25 protein-coding genes are annotated in these 22316 nt (G+C 72.8%); 15 read left to right on the top strand and 10 right to left on the bottom strand.

All coding sequences use genetic code 11. The features are described from left to right. Positions 1-193: 193 nt before the first annotated feature. Together AB0K15_RS31385 and AB0K15_RS31380 are read right to left on the bottom strand one after the other, a co-directional pair. Positions 194-1117, bottom strand: a complete 924-nt coding sequence (locus AB0K15_RS31385) for an acetamidase/formamidase family protein (RefSeq protein WP_364058466.1) — start codon at positions 1115-1117, stop codon at positions 194-196. Between the two features lie 237 nt (positions 1118-1354). Beyond that, entirely contained in the window at positions 1355-2191 is an 837-nt protein-coding gene (locus tag AB0K15_RS31380) for a DUF4436 family protein (RefSeq protein ID WP_364058463.1), read from the bottom strand. Positions 2192-2265: 74 nt separating this feature from the next. Between AB0K15_RS31380 and AB0K15_RS31375 the strand changes: the two genes are divergently transcribed. From AB0K15_RS31375 to AB0K15_RS31360, 4 genes are read left to right on the top strand one after another with little or no spacing between them, the layout of a single operon-like run. Beyond that, positions 2266-2472: a hypothetical protein gene (locus tag AB0K15_RS31375; protein WP_364058460.1), complete on the top strand. Its 207-nt coding sequence runs from the start codon at positions 2266-2268 to the stop codon at positions 2470-2472. Positions 2473-2515: 43 nt separating this feature from the next. Further along, entirely contained in the window at positions 2516-3574 is a 1059-nt protein-coding gene (locus AB0K15_RS31370) for an agarase (protein WP_364058457.1), read from the top strand. Next, positions 3567-4124 carry a TetR/AcrR family transcriptional regulator gene (locus AB0K15_RS31365; RefSeq protein ID WP_364058454.1) on the top strand — a complete coding sequence of 186 codons (558 nt, stop codon included), beginning with the start codon at positions 3567-3569 and terminating at the stop codon, positions 4122-4124. Before AB0K15_RS31370 ends, AB0K15_RS31365 begins: the two co-directional genes overlap by 8 nt. Before the next feature lie 36 nt (positions 4125-4160). Beyond that, positions 4161-4907 (top strand): dienelactone hydrolase family protein, encoded by a 747-nt coding sequence (locus tag AB0K15_RS31360; protein WP_364058451.1) that lies wholly within the window; start codon positions 4161-4163, stop codon positions 4905-4907. Positions 4908-4951: 44 nt separating this feature from the next. Here AB0K15_RS31360 and AB0K15_RS31355 read toward each other — a convergent pair whose 3' ends face one another. Further along, positions 4952-5215: a GlsB/YeaQ/YmgE family stress response membrane protein gene (locus AB0K15_RS31355; RefSeq protein ID WP_364058448.1), complete on the bottom strand. Its 264-nt coding sequence runs from the start codon at positions 5213-5215 to the stop codon at positions 4952-4954. A 254-nt stretch (positions 5216-5469) separates the two neighbouring features. On the opposite strand from AB0K15_RS31355, the gene AB0K15_RS31350 reads away from it, so the two are divergent. From AB0K15_RS31350 to AB0K15_RS31325, 6 genes are all read left to right on the top strand, one after another. Next, a complete protein-coding gene (locus AB0K15_RS31350; protein WP_364058445.1) occupies positions 5470-6711 on the top strand; it encodes a carboxylate--amine ligase in 1242 nt (413 codons plus the stop codon). A gap of 34 nt (positions 6712-6745) precedes the next feature. Further along, the gene (locus AB0K15_RS31345; RefSeq protein ID WP_364058442.1) at positions 6746-8767 is read left to right on the top strand and encodes a hypothetical protein; all 2022 of its coding nucleotides are present in this window, start codon (positions 6746-6748) and stop codon (positions 8765-8767) included. A 72-nt stretch (positions 8768-8839) separates the two neighbouring features. Continuing rightward, positions 8840-9409 carry a TetR/AcrR family transcriptional regulator gene (locus AB0K15_RS31340; protein WP_364058439.1) on the top strand — a complete coding sequence of 190 codons (570 nt, stop codon included), beginning with the start codon at positions 8840-8842 and terminating at the stop codon, positions 9407-9409. Between the two features lie 82 nt (positions 9410-9491). Next, complete coding sequence (locus tag AB0K15_RS31335; RefSeq protein WP_364058436.1) at positions 9492-10088, top strand: TetR/AcrR family transcriptional regulator; 597 nt, start codon at positions 9492-9494, stop codon at positions 10086-10088. 349 nt (positions 10089-10437) lie between these two features. Then, on the top strand, positions 10438-10797 hold the full coding sequence (locus AB0K15_RS31330; RefSeq protein ID WP_364058433.1) for a hypothetical protein: 360 nt from the start codon (positions 10438-10440) through the stop codon (positions 10795-10797). Between the two features lie 11 nt (positions 10798-10808). Beyond that, the gene (locus tag AB0K15_RS31325; protein WP_364058430.1) at positions 10809-11462 is read left to right on the top strand and encodes a phosphate uptake regulator PhoU; all 654 of its coding nucleotides are present in this window, start codon (positions 10809-10811) and stop codon (positions 11460-11462) included. 384 nt (positions 11463-11846) lie between these two features. Here the strand turns inward: AB0K15_RS31325 and AB0K15_RS31320 are convergent, their stop codons facing one another. Then, on the bottom strand, positions 11847-12989 hold the full coding sequence (locus AB0K15_RS31320) for a serine hydrolase domain-containing protein (RefSeq protein ID WP_364058427.1): 1143 nt from the start codon (positions 12987-12989) through the stop codon (positions 11847-11849). Between the two features lie 104 nt (positions 12990-13093). Here AB0K15_RS31320 and AB0K15_RS31315 point away from each other — a divergent pair, with 104 nt between their 5' ends. Beyond that, positions 13094-13933: an alpha/beta hydrolase gene (locus AB0K15_RS31315; protein WP_364058424.1), complete on the top strand. Its 840-nt coding sequence runs from the start codon at positions 13094-13096 to the stop codon at positions 13931-13933. A gap of 18 nt (positions 13934-13951) precedes the next feature. On the opposite strand, the gene AB0K15_RS31310 is transcribed toward AB0K15_RS31315, so the two are convergent. After that, the gene (locus tag AB0K15_RS31310; RefSeq protein ID WP_364058421.1) at positions 13952-14458 is read right to left on the bottom strand and encodes a hypothetical protein; all 507 of its coding nucleotides are present in this window, start codon (positions 14456-14458) and stop codon (positions 13952-13954) included. A gap of 145 nt (positions 14459-14603) precedes the next feature. After that, positions 14604-14984: a hypothetical protein gene (locus tag AB0K15_RS31305; RefSeq protein ID WP_364058418.1), complete on the bottom strand. Its 381-nt coding sequence runs from the start codon at positions 14982-14984 to the stop codon at positions 14604-14606. A gap of 60 nt (positions 14985-15044) precedes the next feature. On the opposite strand from AB0K15_RS31305, the gene AB0K15_RS31300 reads away from it, so the two are divergent. Both AB0K15_RS31300 and AB0K15_RS31295 read left to right on the top strand, forming a co-directional pair. Further along, positions 15045-15650: a hypothetical protein gene (locus AB0K15_RS31300; protein WP_364058415.1), complete on the top strand. Its 606-nt coding sequence runs from the start codon at positions 15045-15047 to the stop codon at positions 15648-15650. A 4-nt stretch (positions 15651-15654) separates the two neighbouring features. Further along, positions 15655-16794, top strand: coding sequence for a hypothetical protein (locus tag AB0K15_RS31295; RefSeq protein WP_364058412.1), 1140 nt, complete (start codon positions 15655-15657; stop codon positions 16792-16794). On the opposite strand, the gene AB0K15_RS31290 is transcribed toward AB0K15_RS31295, so the two are convergent. Beyond that, positions 16712-17713, bottom strand: coding sequence for a DMT family transporter (locus AB0K15_RS31290; RefSeq protein ID WP_364058409.1), 1002 nt, complete (start codon positions 17711-17713; stop codon positions 16712-16714). The genes AB0K15_RS31295 and AB0K15_RS31290 overlap by 83 nt on opposite strands. A 73-nt stretch (positions 17714-17786) precedes the next feature. On the opposite strand from AB0K15_RS31290, the gene AB0K15_RS31285 reads away from it, so the two are divergent. Next, the gene (locus AB0K15_RS31285) at positions 17787-18710 is read left to right on the top strand and encodes a LysR family transcriptional regulator (protein WP_364058406.1); all 924 of its coding nucleotides are present in this window, start codon (positions 17787-17789) and stop codon (positions 18708-18710) included. An 83-nt stretch (positions 18711-18793) separates the two neighbouring features. On the opposite strand, the gene AB0K15_RS31280 is transcribed toward AB0K15_RS31285, so the two are convergent. From AB0K15_RS31280 to AB0K15_RS31270, 3 genes are all read right to left on the bottom strand, one after another. Continuing rightward, positions 18794-19087, bottom strand: coding sequence for a muconolactone Delta-isomerase family protein (locus AB0K15_RS31280; RefSeq protein WP_364058403.1), 294 nt, complete (start codon positions 19085-19087; stop codon positions 18794-18796). Between the two features lie 98 nt (positions 19088-19185). Further along, on the bottom strand, positions 19186-20115 hold the full coding sequence (locus AB0K15_RS31275; RefSeq protein ID WP_364058400.1) for a LysR family transcriptional regulator: 930 nt from the start codon (positions 20113-20115) through the stop codon (positions 19186-19188). A gap of 21 nt (positions 20116-20136) precedes the next feature. Next, positions 20137-21564, bottom strand: a complete 1428-nt coding sequence (locus AB0K15_RS31270; RefSeq protein ID WP_364058398.1) for a hypothetical protein — start codon at positions 21562-21564, stop codon at positions 20137-20139. 57 nt (positions 21565-21621) lie between these two features. Between AB0K15_RS31270 and AB0K15_RS31265 the strand changes: the two genes are divergently transcribed. Continuing rightward, positions 21622-22314, top strand: coding sequence for a TetR/AcrR family transcriptional regulator C-terminal domain-containing protein (locus AB0K15_RS31265; RefSeq protein ID WP_364058395.1), 693 nt, complete (start codon positions 21622-21624; stop codon positions 22312-22314). The last annotated feature ends 2 nt before the right edge of the window (positions 22315-22316 follow it).

Raw genomic sequence — 22316 nt, 5'->3', positions numbered from 1 at the left:
GGGACGGGCCCAAAGCGGGCCTTGGCGATCCTGACCGGACAAAGAGGATGGCGTCAAGAGGTCCGGACCCTACGGAAGTCCGTTATTTCTCGCCTCGAATTAAGGTGTGATGGCACCTGGGTCACGGATGGACCAGACCAGTGCGCGCCTGGGGCAGACCCGGGTGGCCGCGAAGGCAGACTTCGCCGGATCGTCAGCGGATCGCATCGGCGGGGAGTACGGCGTGCACACCCCAGGTCTGGTTGGCGACCTGCGTGACGCGCAGGTCGACCACCGGGCTCGCGAGCGCCAGCGCGGTGGGGCGGTCGAGTTCGTAGAGCTTCTGCAGCCACGTCAGCATCGCGCCGAGCGCCTCGGCGGTGGCCTCGTTGAGGTCGGTGTGGAAGCCGAACGTGATGCGGCCGGCAGGTGTCTCGGCGTGGATGCCGGGCACGGGCCGGTCGGTGGTGAGGTTCAGCGTGAGCTCCGTGGTCATCGGGCATTCGATGGCCGTGCCGCCGACTTCGCCGTCGCCCTGGGCCGCGTGCCCGTCGCCGGCGAGCAGCCGTGCGCCGGGGACCGTCACGGGCAGGTACAGCGTCGAGCCCGCCACGAGCTCGCGGCAGTCGATGTTGCCGCCGCCTTCCGGGCGTGGCGGCACGGTGGAGTGGTCGCCCGGCTCGGCCGGCGGCAGGCCGATCACGCCGAGGAACGGGGCCAGCGCGACGGTCTGGCCGCGGTCGTTGGTCCCGGTCCGCTCGCCGGCGTCGAGCTCCCACAGCAGCCGTCCGGGCGGGCCGCCGGCGACACCGAGCTTGCGCGTGAGCCAGTTGTCCTTCGACGCCGAGACGGTCCAGCCCCAGTCGCCGGGCCGCAGGTCGTCCAGGTGCACGGCGAGCACGGTGCCCGGCTCCGCGCCGCGCACGGCGATCGGGCCGGTGAGGCAGTGGCCGCGGCTCGGGTCGATCATCCGCGGCCGCTGCTCGCCGGGCGTGCGCTGGCGTTCCAGGAACCCGTGGCAGTCCAGCGATCCCACCACGACCGTGTCCCCGGGGTCGACGGTCAGGACGGGCTCGGTGTCCCGGTTGAAGACGTCGATCGTGGTTTCACAGGTCGGATCGAGGTGGTGCCGGGCCATGTGGGCGCTCCCTGGGGTCGGTGCTCGCCCCGGATCGTCGCACGGACACTCGTCCGCCGGCGCCGCCGAGTGAGAAATGCCGCCAGGCGGCCGAGGCGTTCGTCGGCGTCGCGGTGGTCGCGGCGCGTCTGGTGGTCGAGCTGCCAGGCCAGGTTCGGAGTGATCACGGTGCGCTCCTTCGTCGTCGGGTCGTCGCAGGGACGACTCACGGGCGAGCGCGAAACAGACAGCCCTCCGCTATCCGGTGCGATTCGCCCGTTCAACGACCGCGCCGGCGACCACCGACGCGAACACGCTCAGCGCCACGATCAGCTCGGCCCACAGGAACGCCGTGTAGTCCAGCAGCGTGCCGATCGGCGGCGAGCCCGGCGCGGCATTGCGGAAGGACGCCAGCGCGAACAGCGACGCGGCCATGAACCCGAACGCCGGCCACACCAGCCCGCGGCCTCGCGCGATGAGGTGGCGCGCCCCGAGCGCCACCGCGACGGCGATCGCCCACATCGCGAACATCATGAACAGCGCGAACACGAGCACGCTCGTCGCGCGGGTCAGGCGGATGTCGAGACCGCCGGAGCTGTCGGAGCCGGTCACCGCGAGGCCGAAGAGGCTGTCGACCTTGTCCACGGTGAGCAGCACCGGCACCGGCCTGCCGTCCTGCACGGCGGCGAACTGGATGTGGCTCTCGTAGCCGTCGAACGGGTAGTCGGTGATCGCGCCGCCCGTCAGCGCGATCGGCAGGTCGGCGCTCGCGATGCGCTCGTGGGCGGGGAACGTCTGGTCGCCGCGCAGGCTCGAGGAGTTCAGCAGCGTGAGGTCGCCCGCCGGCGCGACCCCGTCGTCCTCGCCGAGCCGCCCGCGCGGCACCACGAGCACCCGCAGCGTCACCTCCCGCCCGACGGCGTCGACCTTCTGCACGGTGGCGTTCACGTCGATCCGGTCGGGCTCCTCCGTGCCGATGGAGTGCCACGTGTCCCCGGCCGTGCGCTCGGCCGCGTGCACCCACACCCCGGCCCCCGCCGCGAGCCCGATGCCCACCAGTACGCCCGCGGCCCAGGCCACGCCCTTCCACCTCATGGCGGTGATGGTGACACCGGCGGTCCCGGCCCGCTCCTCCGCTCACGCAGGCGGGTGACTGGTCGTCGCGCATGATGAGCTGCCTGACGCGGTGGATTCGCTATCCCCGGAGTGACGAAGACCTGACCTGCTTCATCGAATTCGGCGACGACGGGTGGGCGATCCGGCACGCCGAGGCCGATCAGGTCGTCGAGATCTCCGGTGCCGAGTTCGAACGAGTGTGGGTGCCTGCTCGTCGTGCCCTGGATCAGGCCGGCCCGTCCGCTCACGCAGGCGGGTGACCCCGGCCGAGAGGGGAGACGAACCGGTTCGTATCCTCAATCCATGACGTTCTTCTCAGTGGCCCGCCACGGGCGGTGGACGTTCACCGGACCGGACGGCGCGCCGTTCCCCTCGATCGGGGTCGCGCACGCGCACGACACGAACCTCCGGTACCCGCACAACCAGGACATCTGGCGCACGCGCTACGGCGGCTCGCGGGAGAAGTGGCTTCACGAGGGCCTGGGCGCGGACCTGCGCGCCTGGGGGTTCACCACGGTCGGCTCGACGGCGGAGTACATCAGCGGCACCGGGCTCGGCGTCACGGGCACAGTCGTGGACCTGGGGCACGCCGAGGACCTGCCGGGTGCGGAGGTCGCCGCGGCCGGGTTGCCGTACGTGCAGGCGTTGCGGGTCGCGGAGATCGAGTCGTGGAACGGGCACCCGGCCTACCGTGACCCGCGCTCGCCCGCGTTCGCCGAGTACTGCGACCACCTGGCCCGCACGCTGTGCCGGCCGGAGGATCCGTTGCTGCTCGGGTACTTCCTCGTCGACGGGCCGGCCTGGGCGCGCCACCCGACGGGCGCGGGCTGGCCCGGCCCGCTCGCCGAGACGGCCGAGGCCTACTACGCCACCGCCACCGCGGCGATCCGCCGCCACGACCCGAACCACCTGATCCTCGGCGACCGCTTCGGGACGAAAGCGGGCGCACCGGACGAAGTCCTCGACGCGGCCGCGCAGTACATCGACGTCCTGTCGGTGCAGACCTTCCCGGGCCCCGGCGCGCTCGACACGGCGCTGGAGACACTCGCCCGCTGGCACACGAGGACCGGACTGCCCGTGCTCGTCGCCGACACCGGCAACTGGTGCCCCACGCGACTGAGCCCACACCGCAGCGGCAGCATGCGCGGCCAGGCCGACCGCGCCGCCGGCTACGTCCGCACCGCCGAGGCGTTCGCCGCGCTGGACTGGTGCCTGGGCTGGCACTGGTGCGCCTACGTCGAAAACCCGCAGCGCGGCTGGGGTCTCAAGGATCCGTGGGACGAGCCGTACGAGGACCTCGTCGGCCCCGTCACCGAGGTCAACCGGCGCGTGGCCGGGGCGTGGGCGGTGCGCGGTGCCTGACGCCACCCGCCGCAACCCCCAGGTCCATCGCGCGATCCTCGACGCCGCCTGGGACCTCACCGCCGCCGGCGGCTGGGCGGCGGTCAGCGTCGACGCCATCGCCGCGCGCGCCGGCGTCGGCAAGCGCACCGTGTACCGCTGGTGGACCGGCAAAGCCGACGTGGTGCTCGAAGCCTTCCTCGACCGCGCCCGCGCCGACCCGGTCACCACCCGCGCCACCACCGCCGAAGGCCTGCTGCGCGCCCACGCCCGCCACTTCGCCGACCTCTACGTGGACACGGTGCTGGGCGGCGTCTTCACCGGCCTGCTCGGCGCCGCACAGCAGGACCCCGACCTCGCCGCCCGCCTCGACGAGCACTGGTTCGAGCCCCGCCGCGCCCCCGTCCGCGACGCGGTCCGCGAACTCGTCCCGCCGGACGTCGACGTGGACCTCCTGCTGGACTTGGTCTTCGCGCCGCTGCACTACCGCCTCCTCACCGGCCGCCGCCCGCTCGACCACGCCTACGCGGACGCCGTCGTGACCTCGGTCGTGCGCGGGGTACTAGGTTGACGATCGAGAGCCAGCAAGCTGATCGACAGGAGTGACATGCGCAAGGAGAAGGTGGACGTTCCGGCCGCCGACGGGGTCGCCGACTCGTACCTGGTCGTTCCCGACAGCGGGCCGCACCCCGGGGTGCTGCTGTTCATCGACGCGTTCGGGCTGCGGCCGCGGATCGAGGAGATGGCGGAGCGCATCGCCGAGGCCGGTTACGCCGTGCTCGTCCCGAACCTGCTCTACCGCGGCGGCCCGGCGCCGCAGATCGACGTGTCGGAACTGGGTGATCCGGACAAGCGGGGCGAGATCTTCGGCAAGATCATGCCGCTGATCCAGGCCCTGGGCACGGACAACGCGATCCAGCGCGACGCCGAGAAGTACCTCGACTTCTTCGCCGCGCAGGAAGGTGTCGCGGAGGGTCCGGTCGTGATCACGGGCTACTGCATGGGCGGCACCAACGCCCTGCGCGTGATCGAGGCGTTCCCCGAGCGCGTCAAGGCGATCGCGGCGTTCCACGCGGGCGGCGTGGTCACGGACGGGCCCGACAGCGCCCACCTGGGTGTCGGCTCGATCACCGGCGAGGTGTACTTCGGGCACGCCGACCAGGACCACTCGATGTCGGCCGAGCAGATCAAGACGCTGGAGGCCGCGCTCGACGAGGCCGGGGTCACCTACCGCTCGGAGGTCTACGAGGGCGCGACCCACGGGTACACCATGACCGACACGGCGGCGTACGACGAGGCCGGCGAGAAGCGGCACTGGGAGAACCTGTTCGCGCTGCTCGAGCGCGTGAAGTGAGCCAGGGGGCGGGGTGGCTCGCGAAGAGCCGCCCCGCCCGCCGGTCAGTCCCGGCTGCGGTGGAAGATCATCCGGTAGGCGACGAGGATGATCAGCGCGCCGAGGATGGCCAGGCCCCACGTGCGCAGGTCGAAGAACGTGCCGAGCTGCACGTGGAACAGCGTCTTGCCGACCCAGCCGCCCACGAACGCGCCGCCGATGCCGAGCAGGATCGTGATGATGCAGCCGCCGGGGTCCTTGCCCGGCATGAGCGCCTTCGCGATCAGCCCCGCGATCAGGCCCAGCACGATCCAGCTGATGATTCCCATGACTGTCCTCCCGGCCGCGGTGCGGCGTCGAGCTCCGGCGCGAACCGCGCGTTCTTGAGCGCACAGGATGGCAGGCACCCGGACGGGTGGCGCGGCGAGCGGACCGGACGTGACCTGGATCTCATCGGGTGGCCGGACCGGGACCATCCACAAAGGACACGAGGCCCGCTCGATCGGCGGGGGGTGCGGACATCTGGGACCGTGGAGGTACAGACCCGTCCGACCCACGTACGCGCCGAACAAAGGAGCGGTCCATGGCCCAGCCCGCACCGGTCACGAAGAATCCCGACAAAGGATATCTGGCCGTGCTCGGCTGGAGTCTCAACGCGGTGGAGGCGCTCGACCGCTTCGACCGCCGCTACGTCGTGGTCGCGCCCGACTGGGCCGAGGAGTACTGCGCCGAGCACGGCATCCCTTACCTGCCGTGGAATTTCGAGAGACTCAACGACCGGTCGATGGAGATCGCCGAGACCCTCAAGCAGGAAGGGGTCGACGTCGCCATCCCGCTGTTCGAGGAGACGGTGGAGTGGGCCGGGGCGATCAACTCCGTGCTGATGGACAACCCGCGCCTGTTCGGTCAGGCGATGTTGTTGCGGGACAAGGCTTTGATGAAGCGCCGCGCGCAGCTGGGCGGCATCCGCGTCGGCATCTTCGAAGAGGCCCACGCGCGGGACGACGTGGTGCGGTTCCTCAAGCGCGTCAACCAGACGCTGCTCAAGCTCGACGGCGACCCCAACGACCCGATCCACCTCAAGGCGTTCGACAAGGCGGGCTGCCTGGGCCACCGCGTGATCCGCACCCCGGACGAGATCGACATGATCCCGGAGGAGGAGTTCCCCGTCCTCATGGAGTCCCACCTCGACGGCTGGGAGTTCGCCGTCGAGGCGTGGATCCACCGCGGGAAGATCAAGTTCCTCAACATCTCCGAGTACGTCACGCTCGGGTATTCGGTGTTCGTGCCCGCGACGCCGGAGCTGGAGCGCTACCGGCCGCAGATCACCGCGCAGATCGAGAAGCTCGTGAAGACCTTCGACATCGAGTTCGGGTTCGTGCACCCCGAGTACTTCGTGACCAGCGACGGCGAGATGTACTTCGGGGAGGTCGCCTACCGCCCGCCGGGCTTCAAGGTTTTCGAGCTGCTCGAACGCGCCTACGGCTTCAACGCCTACCAGGCGCTGGCGCTCGCGTTCGACCCGAAGACGACCGAGGAGGAGATCGACGCCTTCTTCCCGCGCGAGGTCGTCGACGCGACCGGCGTCGCCGGCTGCTTCGGGGTCTACCCTCGGCGGCGGGTCGTCAGCGAGCTGCGGATCCCGGAAGAGACCGAAGACGACGACTACTACGAGTCCCACGACCTGTCGGCGCCGCTGGAGGAGACGGTGACCAAGCGGACCGCGTTCGGCACCCACTGGGGACTGCTGTACTTCTTCGGTGACGACGCCTACCGGATGCGCGAAACGCTGAAGAAGCAGGAAGAGCTCGACTTCTACGTCTGAGAACCAGGCGGGAGAGCCGACCGGGGTAACACCAGTGAATCCGAACGCCGACGCCACGGGCGGCACCACCCTCGCCAAGCGGGTGGCTTCGCTCGACGACGCCGTCCAGGCCATGGCCGAGACGCGCGATTTCGGCAAGCACACGAAGCTGCGGCGGGTCCTGGAGGCCCTGCGGCGCGTGCTGCTGCAGCCCGGCGGGGCCGCCGCCGTGCAGGCCCGCGCGCAGGCGCTGGACGAAGCCGGTCTCTACCAGGGCACCGACTGGGCCTCGCCGGAGATCCTCCTGCCGGCGCTGGTCGGCCCGGGGCTGCACAGCGGGGAAGCGGACACCGTCGTGATCGAGGCGGCGAGCGAGCTGCGCATGCTCGCCGTCGCGCTGGGGGAGTACACCCATCCGACGCTGTCGGCCGAGGACGCCCGCGGGTTCCTCTCCCAGGTGCTCGCGATGAACCTGGAGCTGCTGTTCACCCCGCCCACCGAGGCCGAGCGGGCGCACGAGGGCCGCACCGCGCAGCTCATCCGCGCGCTGTTCCGCCACGTGGCCGACGGGATCGGCTACGCCAGTGTGCTCGACAAGCTGGTCGAGGAGATCTGGCGGATCCTGCGCCAGCGCCCGATCCAGGTCGAGCAGGTGCAGTCGCTGATCACGCGGATCTCCGTCTACCGCGGCGACCCCGAGGTCGACCTGGGCCCGAACTCCGGGCAGGGGCTCGACCGGCTCATCACGAGCCTGTTCGGCACCACCGAGGCCTGCCGGGAGGACCCGGGCTTCGAGGTCTTCCGCTCGCGGCTCGAGGCGATGGACGGCGGCGGCCTGCAGTACGAGGCGTCCGGCTTCGCCCGGGCGATGCACGACACCGGGCTGGTTTCGCCCTACCACGCCGAGCTGCTGCGGTTCGTGCGCCACGAGGGCGACTACCTCGTCGCGGAGGCGCTCGGGCTGTCCGACACCGGCCGCAACTGCCTGCTGCGCTACCGCGATCTCGTGCACCAGCTCATCGAGGAGGCCGTGCACCCGGAGACCGCGCAGTGCGTCTACGGTCTCGCGCTGCTGCTCGACCGCGGCATCCTGCACGAGCCGCCGGTGGTGCCCGCCCTGTGGCGCCAGCTGGCCCTCACCCTCGGCCCGGCCGCGCGCGAACGGCTCACGGCCGTGTTCGGCCCCGCGCCCGACGCGAAGGCGCGCCTGACCGCGGGCGTGCTGTCGATGCTCGGCCTGCCGCTCGGCGTCGGCCAGGGCGACAACCCGACCTGCCAGTCGGCCCGCGCGCTGTCGATGTGGGCGGGCAACGACCCGGACTACCTGCTGCAGATGGTCGTGTGGGCGGCCCGCGACGACGAGATCACCATGCACTTCGAGGGCCGGCCGATCTCCTCGCGCGAGAGCGAGGGCGGCGTCGCGCGCAAGCTGCCGGCGGACCTCGACCCGGTGTCGCTGCTCGTGGTGCCCCACCTCGACCGCATCTACGCCGAGATGGGCCGGCGCTGCGCCGACCGTCCCGGCGACCCGCACCGCTGGGTCAACCCCGAGTTCCACGGCTGGTGGGCGTTCCGCGGCTTCCGCATCAACGTCGACGTCGCCACCGGCAACCTGATCGACCTCGACGAGTTCCTGCGGGCCTTCCACGCCAGCTACCACCCGGCCTACAACGGTGACCAGCCGCTGATCCACCCCCAGCCGGCCGGCGTCGCCGTGACCGACAGCGCGGCGCGCTACGTCGGCTGGCACGCGATCACGATCCTGCGCGTCGCGCCCGACCCGCAGGACGTGATGCGGGTGTACTTCTTCAACCCCAACAACGACAGCGGCCAGGACTGGGGCGACGGGGTGGTCGTCTCCACGGCCGGCAACGGCGAACGCTTCGGCGAGGCCTCGCTCCCGTTCGACCAGTTCGCCTCGCGGCTCTACCTCTTCCACGTCGACCCGCTGGAACACGGCGAGCCGCAGAAGGTGCCGGCCGAGGACGTCGAGCGGATCATCGGGTACCTCGAACGCAGCTGGGGCGCCGACCGGCTGCCGGCGGGGAGCTTCCAGGCCGCGCCGCCGCCTCACTGAGCCGTGTCCCGCCGCCCCCGTGGCATCATGGACAGGCGGAACACTGTTCCGTTCCGGGTGAGGAGAGCTGTGGTGAACGAGGAGCCCGTCGCGCGGACGAAGCGGGCCGACGCGCGGCGCAACGAGGAGTCGCTGCTGGCCGCGGCGGCCGCGGTGTTCGTCGCGTCCGGGGTCGACGCGCCGGTGCGCGACATCGCGGCGAAGGCCGGCGTCGGGATGGGCACGATCTACCGCCACTTCCCGACGCGGGCGGACCTGATCGTCGCGGTGTACCGGCACCAGATCGAGGCGTGCGCGCAGGCGGGACCCGAGCTGCTGGCCGCGGGCCCGACGCCGCACGTCGCGCTCGGGCGCTGGATCGAGCTGTTCGTCGACTTCCTCGTCACCAAGCACGGGCTGGCCGGCGCGATGCAGTCCGACGAGGCCGGGTTCGAGGCGCTGCACTCGTTGTTCCTCGATCGCCTGATGCCGGTGTGCGCGCAGCTGCTCAGCGCGGCGGCCGAGGCCGGCGAGATCCGCGCCGACGTCGGGGCCTACGAGCTGATGCGCGGCGTCGGCAACCTCTGCATCGGTGCGGAGAACGACAACCGCTACGACGCGCGCCGCCTGGTGTCGCTGCTGGTCGCGGGGCTGCGCACGTAGGGGTCCGGAACCGGCTGGACCGGCCCGGCGCCCGGCGCTACGCTCCGCGTGGCCCGAGTCCGGCCGATGCGGAAAGGTGCAGATGACTGCGTCGACGACGATCCCGCACCGGGAGAAGCTGCTGCGCGAAGGCATGCGCCGGCTCTACGTCCACGGCTTCCACGGCACCACGATCGACGCGATCCTCGAGGGCGCCGGCGTGCCGAAGGGCTCGTTCTACCACCACTTCGGCTCGAAGGAAGGCTTCGCGAAGCAGGTGCTCGCGCGGTACGTGCAGTTCCAGCTCGATCAGCTCGGCGAGTGGAGCGGCCGCGCGGACCTGACCACCCCCGCGGTGCTGTCGGGGTACTTCCGCGCGATGGCCGACCGGTTCATCGCCTCGGGGCACCGGGACGCCTGCCTGGCGGGCAAGCTCGCCACGGAGCTGTGTGCGGAACACGACGCGTTCCGCGCGCAGCTCGCCGGGGACCTGGGTGTCTGGAAAGGACGGATCGCCGAGCTGCTGCGCCAGGGCCAGCGCCGCGGTGACGTACGGGCGGACCGACCGGCCGAGGCGCTCGCCGACGCCGTGCTCGCCTTGCTGCAAGGCGCTTTCGTCGTCGCGCTGGCTTCGCACGACGACGCTTCGCTGGCCTCGGTGGGCGCCGCGCTGGAACTCCTGGTCGCGCCGCCCGGCTGAGCGTCCTTTGTGGACTCGGAACACGGGGACGCCGCCGGTTGCGGCGTGCCGACCGCCCCGGACGTGATCGCTAACCGGGGCACCTCGACGGTGCGTCCGTCGAGACCGATGAGGTCGTGGTGCCCGTGGCGCCGGGTGGAGTCGCCTCGGAGGTGCTCGCGACGAGCGGGCCGGACGAGGCCCCGTCACTCGTCGAGCCGCCGCACGCGGTGGGGGGCACGGCGAGCGTGGCGAAGGAGAGATGGAATCCGGTTCAGCGCAGGGGTTTCCGGCCGGTGACCAGGTGCGACGCGCCGGTGGACCAGGGCCGGGAAGGGGGTGCGGGCCGATGCGCCTACGCTGTACAGTCATGGCGGATCGCGCGCTGTGCCTGGAGCCACTGGAGCTGTCCGGGCGGGAACGGTCGGTCCTGCGGAGCGTTGCGGTCCGCGGGGCGTCCTCGTCGTTGTACTGCGAGCTCGAAGCAGGACACGGCCACGAGCACGTCGCGGGCGTCCGCGGTGACGGGCCCGGCGGCCCGAGCTGGTGGTTGCGCTGGTGGCCGGGCCGGCGCGTGCTGGAGGCCCGCGCGGAGTGCGGCGCGCTCGCCGAAGACGGCGCGGTGTGCCGCGTGCCGGGCGGCCACGAGGGCGGTCACACGTCCGACCTGGTGGACCTCAAGCACGTCGAGGAGCTGGCCGACGCGGCGAGGTTGGCCGGACCTCGGTAGAGTCGCGGTTCATGCGCGAAGGCTTCAAGGACGACCTCGACCGGCTCGACGAACGGCTTGCCGGGATGGGTGAGGCCGCGGCCGCGGCGATGCGGTCCGCGACCCGCGCGTTGCTGACCGCGGACCTCGCGCTCGCCGAGCAGGTCATCGGCGCCGACTCCGCACTCGACGACCAGCGCGCCGAGTGCGAGGAAGAGGCGTACTCGCTGCTCGCCTTGCAGGCCCCCGTCGCCGGCGACCTGCGTGGCGTGCTCGCGGTGGTGTACTGCGCCGAGAAGATCGAGCGGATGGGTGACCTGGCCGCCCACATCGCCAGCACCGCCCGGCGCAGCCACCCCGAGCGCAGCGTGCCCGCCGACCTGGAGCCGGTCTTCGCCGAGCTGGGCGACGTCACCGCCCGCATGGCCGACCGCCTCACCCAGTTCATCCGCGGCGGCGGCGTCGAGGGCGGCTACGCGGAGCTCAGCCGCTCCGACGAAACCGTCGACGCCCTCCACGCGCGCGTCCTCGCCACGATCACCTCCGCGGACTGGACGCACGGCCAGCGCACCGCCGTCGCGGCCACGCTGCTCACCCGCTTCTACGAACGCTTCGCCGACCAGACCGTCTCGGTCGCCAAGCGCCTGGAGTTCGCGGCGACGGGCGCGCTGCCGGGCCCGCGCTGACCTCGCGACCGGCGCGCGCCCGCGTCGACCGCGCGAGCCGCCTCCGCGCGCGTGCGGTTTGTTGCACTGAGCGCATTACTGGCGCCGGAGTGTCGGCCACCGCGCGTCCGGAACTCGCGGCGACGAACACTGTGACGTGCCCCATCGAGTTCGTGGGCCGGCGGTTCCTCGCGCTGGGCGCGGTCGCAGTCTCCTCGCGCTTGCTGGTGTTGCTACGAACGCTTCACCGACCGGACCATCCTGCTCGCCAAGCGCCTCGGGTCCGTGGCGACGGGTGCGTTGCCGGGCCCGCGCTGACCCTGCGGCCCTGTGCTTCCTCCCGCCAGGCGAGGCCGCGCCGGCCGTCGGCCATGTCCGATGTGGACGGTCAGCCGCGGAGCCCGGTCATCCCAGGCACTCGCGCAGCGCGGTGACGAGGTGGGTGGCCCGCGCGTCGCCGTGGCCGACCATGCGGTTGGCGACGTAGGCGAAGCCCACGCCGTGCTCGTCGTCGGCGAAGGAGAACTGGCCGCCGGCGCCGTCGTTGCCGAAGCTGCGCGCGCCGAGCATCGGGCGGAACGCCGAGTCGAGCAGGAAGCCCGAGCCCCAGCGGGCGCCCGCGTCGAAGCCGAACCAGTCCTTGCCGGCGGAGACCTCGCGGACGGCGTCGGTCACGGTGTCCGGGGACAGCAGCCGGGGCCCGCCGCCGAGGCCGGTGACCGCGGCCGCGTACAGGCCGGCGAGCCCGCTCGCCGAGGCGGTGGCCCCCGCGCCCGGCAGTTCCATGCCCAGCAGTGCCGGGTCGTTCCAGCCGTGGGGCTCGTCGAGGCCCGGGAACACGAGTGCGCCGTTCATCGTGACGATCCGGGTCAGGATGTGCTCGGGCGGCGGCATCGGCGGGCGGCCCTCGGCTTCCGCCAGCCTTGCCCGCGCCGCCATCTCGGCCGGGGGCAGCCCGAGCCAGGCGCGCAGCCCGAGCGGCTCGCCGACCGCCGAGCGGAAGTACGCACCCGGCGTGAGCCCGGTGAGCCGCCGCACGAGCTCGCCGAGCAGGAACCCGAACACGTGGCCGTGATAGGCATACGTGGTTCCCGGCTCCCACAACGGTTTCTGCTCCTCGATGGCGCGGATCACCGGAGTCCACCGCGCGATCTCGTCGAACGGCACGGTCTTGTCGAGCACCGGCAGCCCCGCGCGGTGCCCGAGCACCATCCGCGGCGTGAGGTCCTCTTTGCCCTCCGGTGCGAACTCGGGCCAGTACCGGCTCACCGGCGCGTCGAGGTCCAGCCGTCCCTCCTGCGCGAGCAAGTGCGCGCAGAGGCTCACGATCGCCTTGGCACAGGAGAAAACCGGCACCACGGTATCGCGTTCCCACGCCCGGCCCGCGGCCTCGTCCGCGACGCCGCCCCACAGCTCCACGACCTTGCGGCCGCCGACGAACACCGTGACCGCGGCGCCCAGTTCCGGGAACTCGGCGAAGTTCCGTGCGAACGCGTCGGCGACGGCTCCGAACCGCTCGTCGGCTTCCCCGTGGTAGGTCGTGCTCACTGTCCCGCTCCTCCGTGCTCGATGCCGACGCGCACGCTACGGCGCGAACCCCGGCCCGACCACCGAATTTGCCGCCGGTCACCCGGCGGTGCCAAGATCCGCGCATGCCGAGCTTCGCCGCGCCGGACGGGACCGTCCTCGCCTACCGCGTGCTCGGTTCGGGCACCCCCGCCGTCTGCCTGCCGGGCGGCCCGATGCGCGACGCGGCCTACCTCGGCGACCTCGGGGGACTGGCGGCGCACCGCAGCCTGCTGGTGCTCGACCTGCGCGGCACGGGGGCGTCCGCGGAGCCCACGGACCCGGGCACCTACCGCTGCGACCGCCAGGTCGGCGACGTCGAGGCCCTGCGCGAGCACCTCGGCCTCGAACGCCTCGACCTGCTCGGCCACTCCGCGGGCGCGAGCCTCGCGATGGGGTACGCGGCCGCGTGGCCCGATCGCCTCGGCCGGCTCGCGCTGATCACCCCGAGCGCCCGGTCCGTTGCGCGGGAACAGACCCCCGGCCGGCGCCGGCACGCGATCGCCCGCCGCGCAGCGGAACCGTGGTACGCCTCCGTCGCGGCGGCGTACGAAGAAATCGCCGCCGGCCGTGCCACGAGTGCCGCCTGGGCCGCCCTCGCGCCCCTGTACTACGGCCGCTGGGACGACGCCGCGAAAGCCCACCACGCCACCGAATCGGCGCAGCGCAACGCCCGCGCCGCCCGCGGCTACAACTCCGAAGGCGCCTTCGACCCGCCACGGACGCGAGCCGGGCTGGCGGCCGTCCGGGCCCCGGTGCTGGTCCTCGCGGGCGAGCTCGACTGGATCACCCCGCCCGAGGTGGCCGCCGCCATCGCGGCCCTGTTCCCGGACGCGCACACGGTGACCCAGCACGGCGCGAGCCACTACCCGTGGATCGACGACCCGGCCGCCTTCACCGAGACCGTCGCGAAGTTCCTGTCCTGACGCGGTTCCGGGCGCGCCTCAACGCCGCTTCCGCCGTGCCGCCCGTTGCCATTCCGCATCTTTGACCCGCAGCCCGAACGCCGCCTTCACCTCGGGCCGCTGCAGTGGCCGCAGCACGGCCTGCGCCAGCAGCAGCCACAGGAAGATGCCCACCGGAGCGGCGCCGCCGCCCGAGTCCGACGAAAGCAGCGTGACAAGACCGCCCACCAGAAGGATCAGCGCGAACCCGAGCTCGATGCCGAGCGTCGTCCACCACACCGCGGGCCGGCGGCGGCCGAGCAGGACCGCGCAGACCGCCACCGCCACGGCCAGCGCGGCGTCGAGCGCGGCGAGCGCGAGGACACCGCCCAGGCCGTCGGTGTCGTCAAGGCTCGTCACGAGGACCCAGACGAGCACCGACAGCGCGAGGTAGAGCGTCGCCTGAGCGGCCATCGCCCACCGGGCCGAGGAGATGGCGTGGCGGATGTCTTCGTCGTCGTACTGATACTGCGGAGCCGGCAGCTCGAAGGGACTCGGGTCGGACACGGCGGGCACCACCTCTCGGGAACGTTCGCCGAGCAGACCCCCGCGGGGCGCTTTCCGGTGGACGGCGGCAGGAACCGGCCAAGACCACCACACCCGGGCGGGACCGGTCCCGGCGTCGCCGATCAGCTCGGCCGGCCCGACGGGCTCAGCTGTCCGTGGTCTTGCTGCACGTCACCGGTTTGCCGGGCCCGGGGGACGTCGCCTTCGCGAGTTCCTTCTGCTTGTCGAGCAGGATCCGGCACGTCAGCGTGGCGTTGCCGGTGGGCGTGGCGGTGACCGAGGCGTCGCGGCCCGCGCTGATGATCACGTCCTGCTTCCACGGCAGCCCGAGCGGGCCGGTGAGCTGGTGCTGCGTCGAGTCGTCCTGGTAGCGGTCGACCGACTGCGAGTAGGTGATCCCGCTCGTGGTCCCGCTGCCGGTGACCTCGTAGCTGATGGCCCACGACTTCCCAGTGGGGTTGGTGCAGGCGACGAGACCGAGGAGCGCGGCGGGTACGACCGCTGCGGAGAGTGCCTTCTTGATCACGCGGCGACTGTACTGGGTGTCCGGTTCGCCCGCCCGGCAGGCAAAGGGCAGGATCGGGGTATGACGGCGTTGACGACGACCAGGCGTTCCCTGCACGGTGTGGCCGAGCTGCTGCTGGCCGGACCGCAGTTCCGCACGTCCGAGCGCATCGAGCTGCGCGTGGTGGGTGAGGGGTTCGCGACGATCGCCGAGCCCGATCTGGCGGTGGAAGGAACCCGGCTGCGGACGCCGACCGGGGCGGTCGACCTGAGCGGCCGCACCTACCGCGAGGTGGCGGCGTCGGTCGGCGTGGAGCCGAGCGACCTGGCGGACGTCTACTCCGACGGGCCGTCCGTGGGTGCCGGCGAGACGATCGAGCTCGACGCCGAAGCGGTGGCCACCCTGCTGTCCGCCTTCGCCGCCGGCGACCGGGCGCTGCGGGAGTTCGCGCCGGACGAGACCCCGGTGCTGTGGCCGGAACACTTCGACGTCGCGATCACGCTCGGCGCGGTCAACTACGGCGTCTCGCCCGGCGACGGCTACCTGCCCGAGCCGTACGCCTACGTCGGCCCGCACGAGCCGCGCGAGGGCGAGTTCTGGAACGCGCCGTTCGGTGCCGCGCACCCGGTGCGGGAGCTGCCCGACCTCCTGGCGTTCTTCCGCGAAGGCCAGGCGCTCGCGGGATGACCGCGTGTCGCTGACCTCGGAGCTGGCCGACCCGGCGAGCGTCCTCACGTCCTGGTGCGCCCGCGTGTTCACCGGCACCCCCGCCGTGGCGACCCGGGTCGAGGCGGCGGTGCAGGACGTGCGCCCGGTCCGCCCGGCCGCCCGCGACGTCCCGCGCCGCCACTGGGCGGAGATCGGGGGCGCGTTCGGGCAGCGCGTGGCCGATCTCGTGCAGCCGGCGCCGCCGTACTACGCGCTGCTCGGGCTCGTCGGCGCGCAGTGGGCCACTGGGGCGTGGGCGCACGCGCAGGCCGCCGAGTACCCGACGCACCGCGGGTTGCCGGCCGAGTTCCGCGCCCGCGCGCTCGGCGTCCGGCCCGCCGCGACGACGTGGCTGGATCTCGGTGATCGGCTCGGCGGCGCGGTCGCCGAGCCGCTGCCCGGCGTGGCCGACGCGTGGGCCGAGTTCTTCGACCGCACGCGCGCCTACCAGGACCGGCACGCGCCGCCGGGCACGCTCGGGCCGCCGGGAGTCGAGGCCGGCCTGGCGCGGACGAACTTCGTGCTCTCGGCGTGCGAGGACGTCTACCGCTCGGGCGGGATCGACCCGCGGCTGGCGCGGGTCGTCGACGGCGGCGGCGCGAGCGTCGACGCGCTGCGCGGGCTGGCGACGGACGACCAGATCTCGGAACTGGCGGAAATCGCGAAGCGGCTGCACGACCGGGGCGCTTTGTGGGAGCTGCGCCGGATGGGCGGGAACCCGCCGGAGGGCGCGCAGCTCGGCATCGCCGGGCCCACGATCGTGCCCGGCTGGGCCGACGGCGACGTGCTGCTGGGCGCGATCGACCCGGCCGGCGGGATCGGCGACGGCACGGCGACGCTGCTCGACGTGAAAACCGTGGTCGGCGTACGCGATCCCGACCGCGTCGGCCGCTGGCTGTGGCAGCTGCTGCTGTACGCGTGGCTCGACGTCGGGGACCTCTACCGGATCCGCGACGTCGGGCTGCTGCTCGCGCGGCACGGCACCGTGGTGACGTGGCCGGTGGAGCAGCTCGAAGAAGAGCTGCTGGGCACGCCGGACGTCATCGAGTTCCGTCGCGACGAGGCGCGCGAGCTCGTGGGCGCCATCCTCGCGTCGGCGGGGCTGGCGTTCCCACGGAGCTGACCTCCCGCGGCGCGCGGCCGGCGAAACACACCGCCGCCACGACGACCGCGCAACCGGCCAGCTGCAGCACCGTCGGCTCCTCGCCGAGCAGCACGATGCCGTAGACGACCGCGCCGATCGGCTGCAGCAGCATCAGGACCGAGCCCGTCGCGGACGTCATCCGCGGCAGCCCGGCGGCGATGAGCAGCCAGCCGACAACCTGGCCCACGAGCGCGAGCGCCACGAGCCAGCCGAACGCGGGCCACCCCGGCGCGAAGTCGAGCCGGTGGGTGGGCACGCCGAGCGCGACCGCGACGGCGCCGGCCGAGAGCGTCGCCAGCAGCAGCGACCGGATCTGGGTGGAGGGGCCGCTGCTGAGCCTGATGAACAGCAGGTAGCAGGAGTAGCCCGCGCCCGCGGCCAGCGCGAGGAGCGCTCCGCTGAGCGGATCGGAGCCGACGGCGCTCTTGCCGAGGAACCCGCCGCTCAGCACGATGCCGACGAGCAGCGCCGGGGCGGTCAGCAGGAAGCGGCGGCCGGGGCGTTCGGCGAGGAACAGCAACGCCAGCAGCGGCACGATCACGACCTGCACGCCGAGCAGGACCGTCGCGATCCCGGCGCCGACACGGGGGATCGACTCGCCCCACAGCACGAAGTCGAGGCCGAGACCGATGCCGCCCAGCAGCGGGAACAGGATCTTCGGCCGCACGCCCGTGCGCCGCCACTCCCAGAAGGCGAGCGCGGCCAGCACGGGGATCGAGAGCAGGCACCGCCAGAACGAGCTCGTGGAGCCGCTCGTGCCCGACACCTTGATGAACACCGACGACAGCGCGATGCAGAGGCTGCCGGCCGCCGCGAGCAGGCGTGGGTCGATCCGTTCGGTGAGAACGGTGATCGGCCCGGCCACCGGGGGACGCGACGGGAGCTCGGTCGTGGTCACCCCCCAAGCCTGCGGTGCACGACTGTCAAGGACAAGCGAATGTTCCTGAGCGGAACTCGGTAGCATCACTACCGTGTTCAGCCTCGACCGGATGCGCGCCCTGCACGCGGTCGCCCAGCACGGCTCGGTGGCCGCGGCGGCCGCGTCGCTGCACGTCACGCCGTCCGGGGTGTCGCAGCAGCTCGCGAAGCTGGAACGCGAGGCCGGGCAGGCGCTGCTCGAACCCCGCGGCCGCGGCGTGCGGCTCACGCGCGCGGGCCAGGTGCTCGCCGGGCACGCCGGCCGGATCCTGGCCCAGGTCGCGCAGGCGCGGTCGGATCTGGAGCTGCTGAACGAAGACGTGCTCGGCCCGCTGCGCCTTGGCGCGATCCCGACGACCATCCACGCCCTCCTGCCGCCGGCCCTCGCGACGCTCGCCGCCCAGCACCCGCGCCTCGAGGTGACCCTGCGCGAGGGCGAGGCCGAGCAGACCCTGCCCCAGGTCGTGGCGGGCGATCTCGACATCGCCGTGGCCGAGAGCTGGGCGGACCGCCCCACGGTGCTCCCGCCGACGGTCACCGCCACCACGCTCTTCTCCGACGTGGCCGACCTCGCGCTCCCCGGCACCCACCGCCTCGCGCACCGCCGTACCGTCGACCTCGCCGAGGTCGACGACGTGCCCTGGATCGCCTGGACCGCCGGCTCGGGCTGCTACGAATGGCTTGTCCACGTCCTGCGGGCGCAGCAGCTGGAGCCGAAGATCAGCTGCACCGTCGGCGGTTATCCGACGCAGCTGGCGCTGGTCGCCGGCAACGCGGGCGCCGCGCTCGTGCCTCGCCTGGCCCGTGGTACGCCGCCGGCCGGGGTGCGGATCCTGACCACGCGACCCGCGTTGTCGCGCACGATCGTGGCGATCTGCCGCGCGGGCGAGGAGGAGCACAGAGGGATCCGGGCCGCACTGGACGCGCTGCTCGCCGCGTCGGCGCGCTTCGCGACGGGAGCGCAGCCGGCCCGCTGACGCCGGACGTCGAGGCGCTCCCGCTGAGGCTCCGGCCGGACGTCCTCGCCGCCCGCGTGGGTCGGGCGGAGGCGGCGGCCGGTTCAGGCTTTCGGGCCCGGGTCGTTCGGATGCGGTTCCAGGACCGTGATCTCGACGGTCATCCAGTCGTGCAGGGGGAGCGTGCCCAGGACGTCGCTGCGGAGGGCGGCTTCGGTGTCGGCGCGCCAGAGGCCGATGCTGCGCAGCTCACCGACCGGGCGCCACAGGCGGCCGAGGTGGCCGGTGGCGGCCAGCTCGCGGGCGCGCACGGCTTCGGCGGCGCGGCGGCGGTCGACCTCGGCCGGGGCGGTGCCGTCGGGGACGGTGGTGGTGATGCGGACCAGGAACTCCTGCATGGCTGTCTCCTCGCGAAGCCGTATCCGACAGGGAGATCCTGCGCCGCACGGGCCGAGGGGCGCCACGACCGGCTCACTCGCACGTCGGAGGCCGGGGCTCACACGGGGTCGGCCGTGCGCCGCGAGTACGGGTCGGTCGCGGGCAGCCACGTGGAGTCGTCGAGACCAAAGGTGCCGAGGTCCGTGGTGAGGGCGTCGACGACGGCGCGCACGGAAGCGCGGGTGTCGTCGCGGCGGGTGACGAGCGACCAGGTCCAGCACGGGGTCGGGTCGACGATGGGGCGGCGCACCAGGTCCGGCGGCAGGGGAGTGGTCTGGCCCTTCGGCGAGTTGACCACGGGCCGGCGCAGGCGGCGGACGTGCTCGAAGAACGCGGGGCCGGTGACACCGCCGTCGTCGGTCTGCACGACGGTGGCGCCGGTGTCGCGGGCGAACTGACCGGCGTAGAGGTTCCACGACGACCAGCTGAGCGTGTCGGAGTCGACCAGCACCGCCAGGTCCTTCGCCGCGACGGGTGAGGTGTCGGTGCCGGTGGACACCGCGTAGAGGTGGTCGGCGCCGATCAGCCGCGCGGTGAGGTCCTGGTCGGCGAGGTCGGGCGTCTGAACCCAGCAGATGGCCAGGTCGATGCTGCCGTCGGCGACCCGCCCGGCCTGCGCGTGCGAAGGCAGCACCCACGCGTCGACCTGCACGCGCGCGACGCCGGCGGTGCGTTCGACGAGGTCGGCGGGCCGCCAGTTCACGTAGCCGAGGCGCACGGCCTCGGTGCCCGACAGCCCCGTGGCCTGGCGGCGCAGGTCGTCCGCCTGCTGCAGCAGCGCGCGGGCGCCCGGCAGCAGCGACTCGCCGATCGTGGTCAGCGCCACCGAACGGCGGTCCCGGTCGAACAGCCGCACGCCCAGGTCGCGCTCGAGCGCCTTGATCTGCTGGGAGAGCGAAGGCCCGGCGATGTGCAGCCGTTCCGCGGCCCGCCCGAAGTTCATCTCCTCGGCGACGGCGACGAAGTACCGCAGCTGGCGCAGTTCCACCAGCGCATCGTAGTTCCCGCGTCACGCGCCGCCGACGAACACCGGCGTGAGCGACACGGCCAGCCGCACCGAGCCGTCCGCGACGTCGGTCGCGACGGGCACCCCGAACGCGTCGACGGCGCTCGCCTCCGGCGCGGACCACGGCAGGCACACGGAGACCGGCGGCTCGTGCTCCCCGTCCACCGGGTCGCGCTGGTCCCACACCACCACCAGCGGACCACGCCCGGCGCGCTCGACGGAGTACGCCGGTACCTCGGCGTCCATTCGCGACACTCGCTCGACCCCCGCGAACCGCTCGACGACCAGGGAAAACGTGTCCGCCATCGGTCGCCGCACCTCGAGGGACCGGCCGCGGTAGCCCAGCAGCGGCAGCTTCCCGAACAGCAGGTGCATCATCTGCAGCGGGTCGACCGGCCCGGGCACCTCGGGCGCGAGGTTCCAGTAGGCCGTGCGCCGGATCCCCGCCGCGAGTGCCAGCACCGTCCGCACCACGAGCTGCCGGCAGCCGATCCGGTCGCGCAGCGCGCCGAGCTCGGGCGGGCAGCCGTCGAGGAACATCTGCAGCCGCGGCGGCAGCTCGGCCATCCGTGCGTACAGCGATCGCATCGCGGCGCGTTCCGGCGTCTCCCGCGCCGCGCGCTCCTGCAGCTCGCCGGTGCTCTGCGTGGCGGGCGCGTCCGCGAGCGCGCTCAGGAACGCCTGCTGCATCACGGGTTCCAGCTCCGGGAACTCGAACGGCACCGGCCCGCCGTGCTCGCCCGCGACGATCGGCTTGGGCTCCCCGTGCGCGGCCATCATCGCGCGCGCCTGGTCCACAGAGGACGGCACTGTCAGCGGATCACCGTAGAGGTGCACGCTGAACACGTCGAAGTGCTCGCGCCCCGCGGACACGAGGTGGTCGAAGAACCGCCGCGGCTCACTGCCGGGTTCGCTGGCGAGCACGTCGTAACCACACCCGCCGAGGACGACCAGCGCGGCCGGATCGACCTCCCTGACCACGTCGTGCAGCACCTCCAGCTGCCCGACGTACTCCTCGGCCGTCCCGGCCCACAACAGCCCGGTGTTGCTCGGTTCGTTGTCGCACTGCCAGAACTTGACCCGGCCCGCGCAGTGGCGCACCAGCTCCCGGACGAACCGCCGGTACGCGGCCGGGTCGTGCGCCGGCGAAGGCGGCAGGAAGTCCGTGGGCACCTTCGTCGCCCACGGTGAGCTGGAACAGACGGTGAGCCACACCTCCTCGTCGCCGCCGAGCTGCGCCAGCAGGGTGTCGACCGCCGTCCAGTCGTACTCGCCGGGCCGCGGCTCGACCTGGCTCCAGAACACGTAGGCGCGCAGCAGCCCGGCGCCGAGCGCGCGAGCCTGCGGCACGAACTCGTCCGGCTCGCCGAACAGCCCGTAACTGATGCCCCGCACCACACCCAGCCGGACACCCGGCAGTGCTTCAGTCACCGCATCCCCCTGAAAGTTTCACTAATAAACTCAAACTATATGCGATAAACTCAAGCCATGCCAGCAGAGCCCCCGTTGATCTGGACGCTGCCCCCGCCTCCGCCGCGCCAACGCGCCCTCGGCCGCGACGAGATCGTCGCCGCCGCGATCGCCCTGGCCGACGAAGGCGCCGCGGTCACGATGAAGTCCGTGGCCGCGCGGCTCGGCCCCTACACGTCGATGGCGCTCTACCGCTACGTCCACAGCCGCGAAGGCCTCAGTGACCTCATGCTCGACACGGCCGTCGCCGAGGTCCCCGTGCCCGCCGCCCCGAGCGGCGACTGGCGGGCCGACCTGCGCGCCCTCGCGTTCGACACACGGCGCATGCTCGGCCGGCACCCGTGGTGCGCCCTGCTCGCGCACACGCGTCCGCCCGCCGGCCCGCACCTCATGCGGCGCCTCGAGTTCATGCTCGCCGTGCTCACCGGGCGAGGTGCCACGCTGCCCGACGCGATGACGTACGCCGCGCTGATCGACCGGCACGTCCTCGGCAGCGGCGTGCAGGAAGCCGAAGAAGCGCGCCACGAACCCACCGGCGAGGCCTTCACCGAGGCGCTGGCGTCCGTGCGCGACCTCGCCGCCGCGGACCCCGCCGTGCCCTTGCTCACCGCGTGGCTCACGAACCCGGCCGGTCCGCCTCGTGACGCCCAGTTCGACCTCGGCCTCGGGTTCCTCCTGGACGGCATCGAGTCCCGGCTGCCGGCGCGGTGAGG

It is taken from the genome of Amycolatopsis sp. NPDC049253, assembly GCF_040678995.1.
Lineage (GTDB): Bacteria > Actinomycetota > Actinomycetes > Mycobacteriales > Pseudonocardiaceae > Amycolatopsis.
Note: the sequence above shows the minus strand (reverse complement) of the source record. Positions and strands in the feature narration are given on the sequence as shown.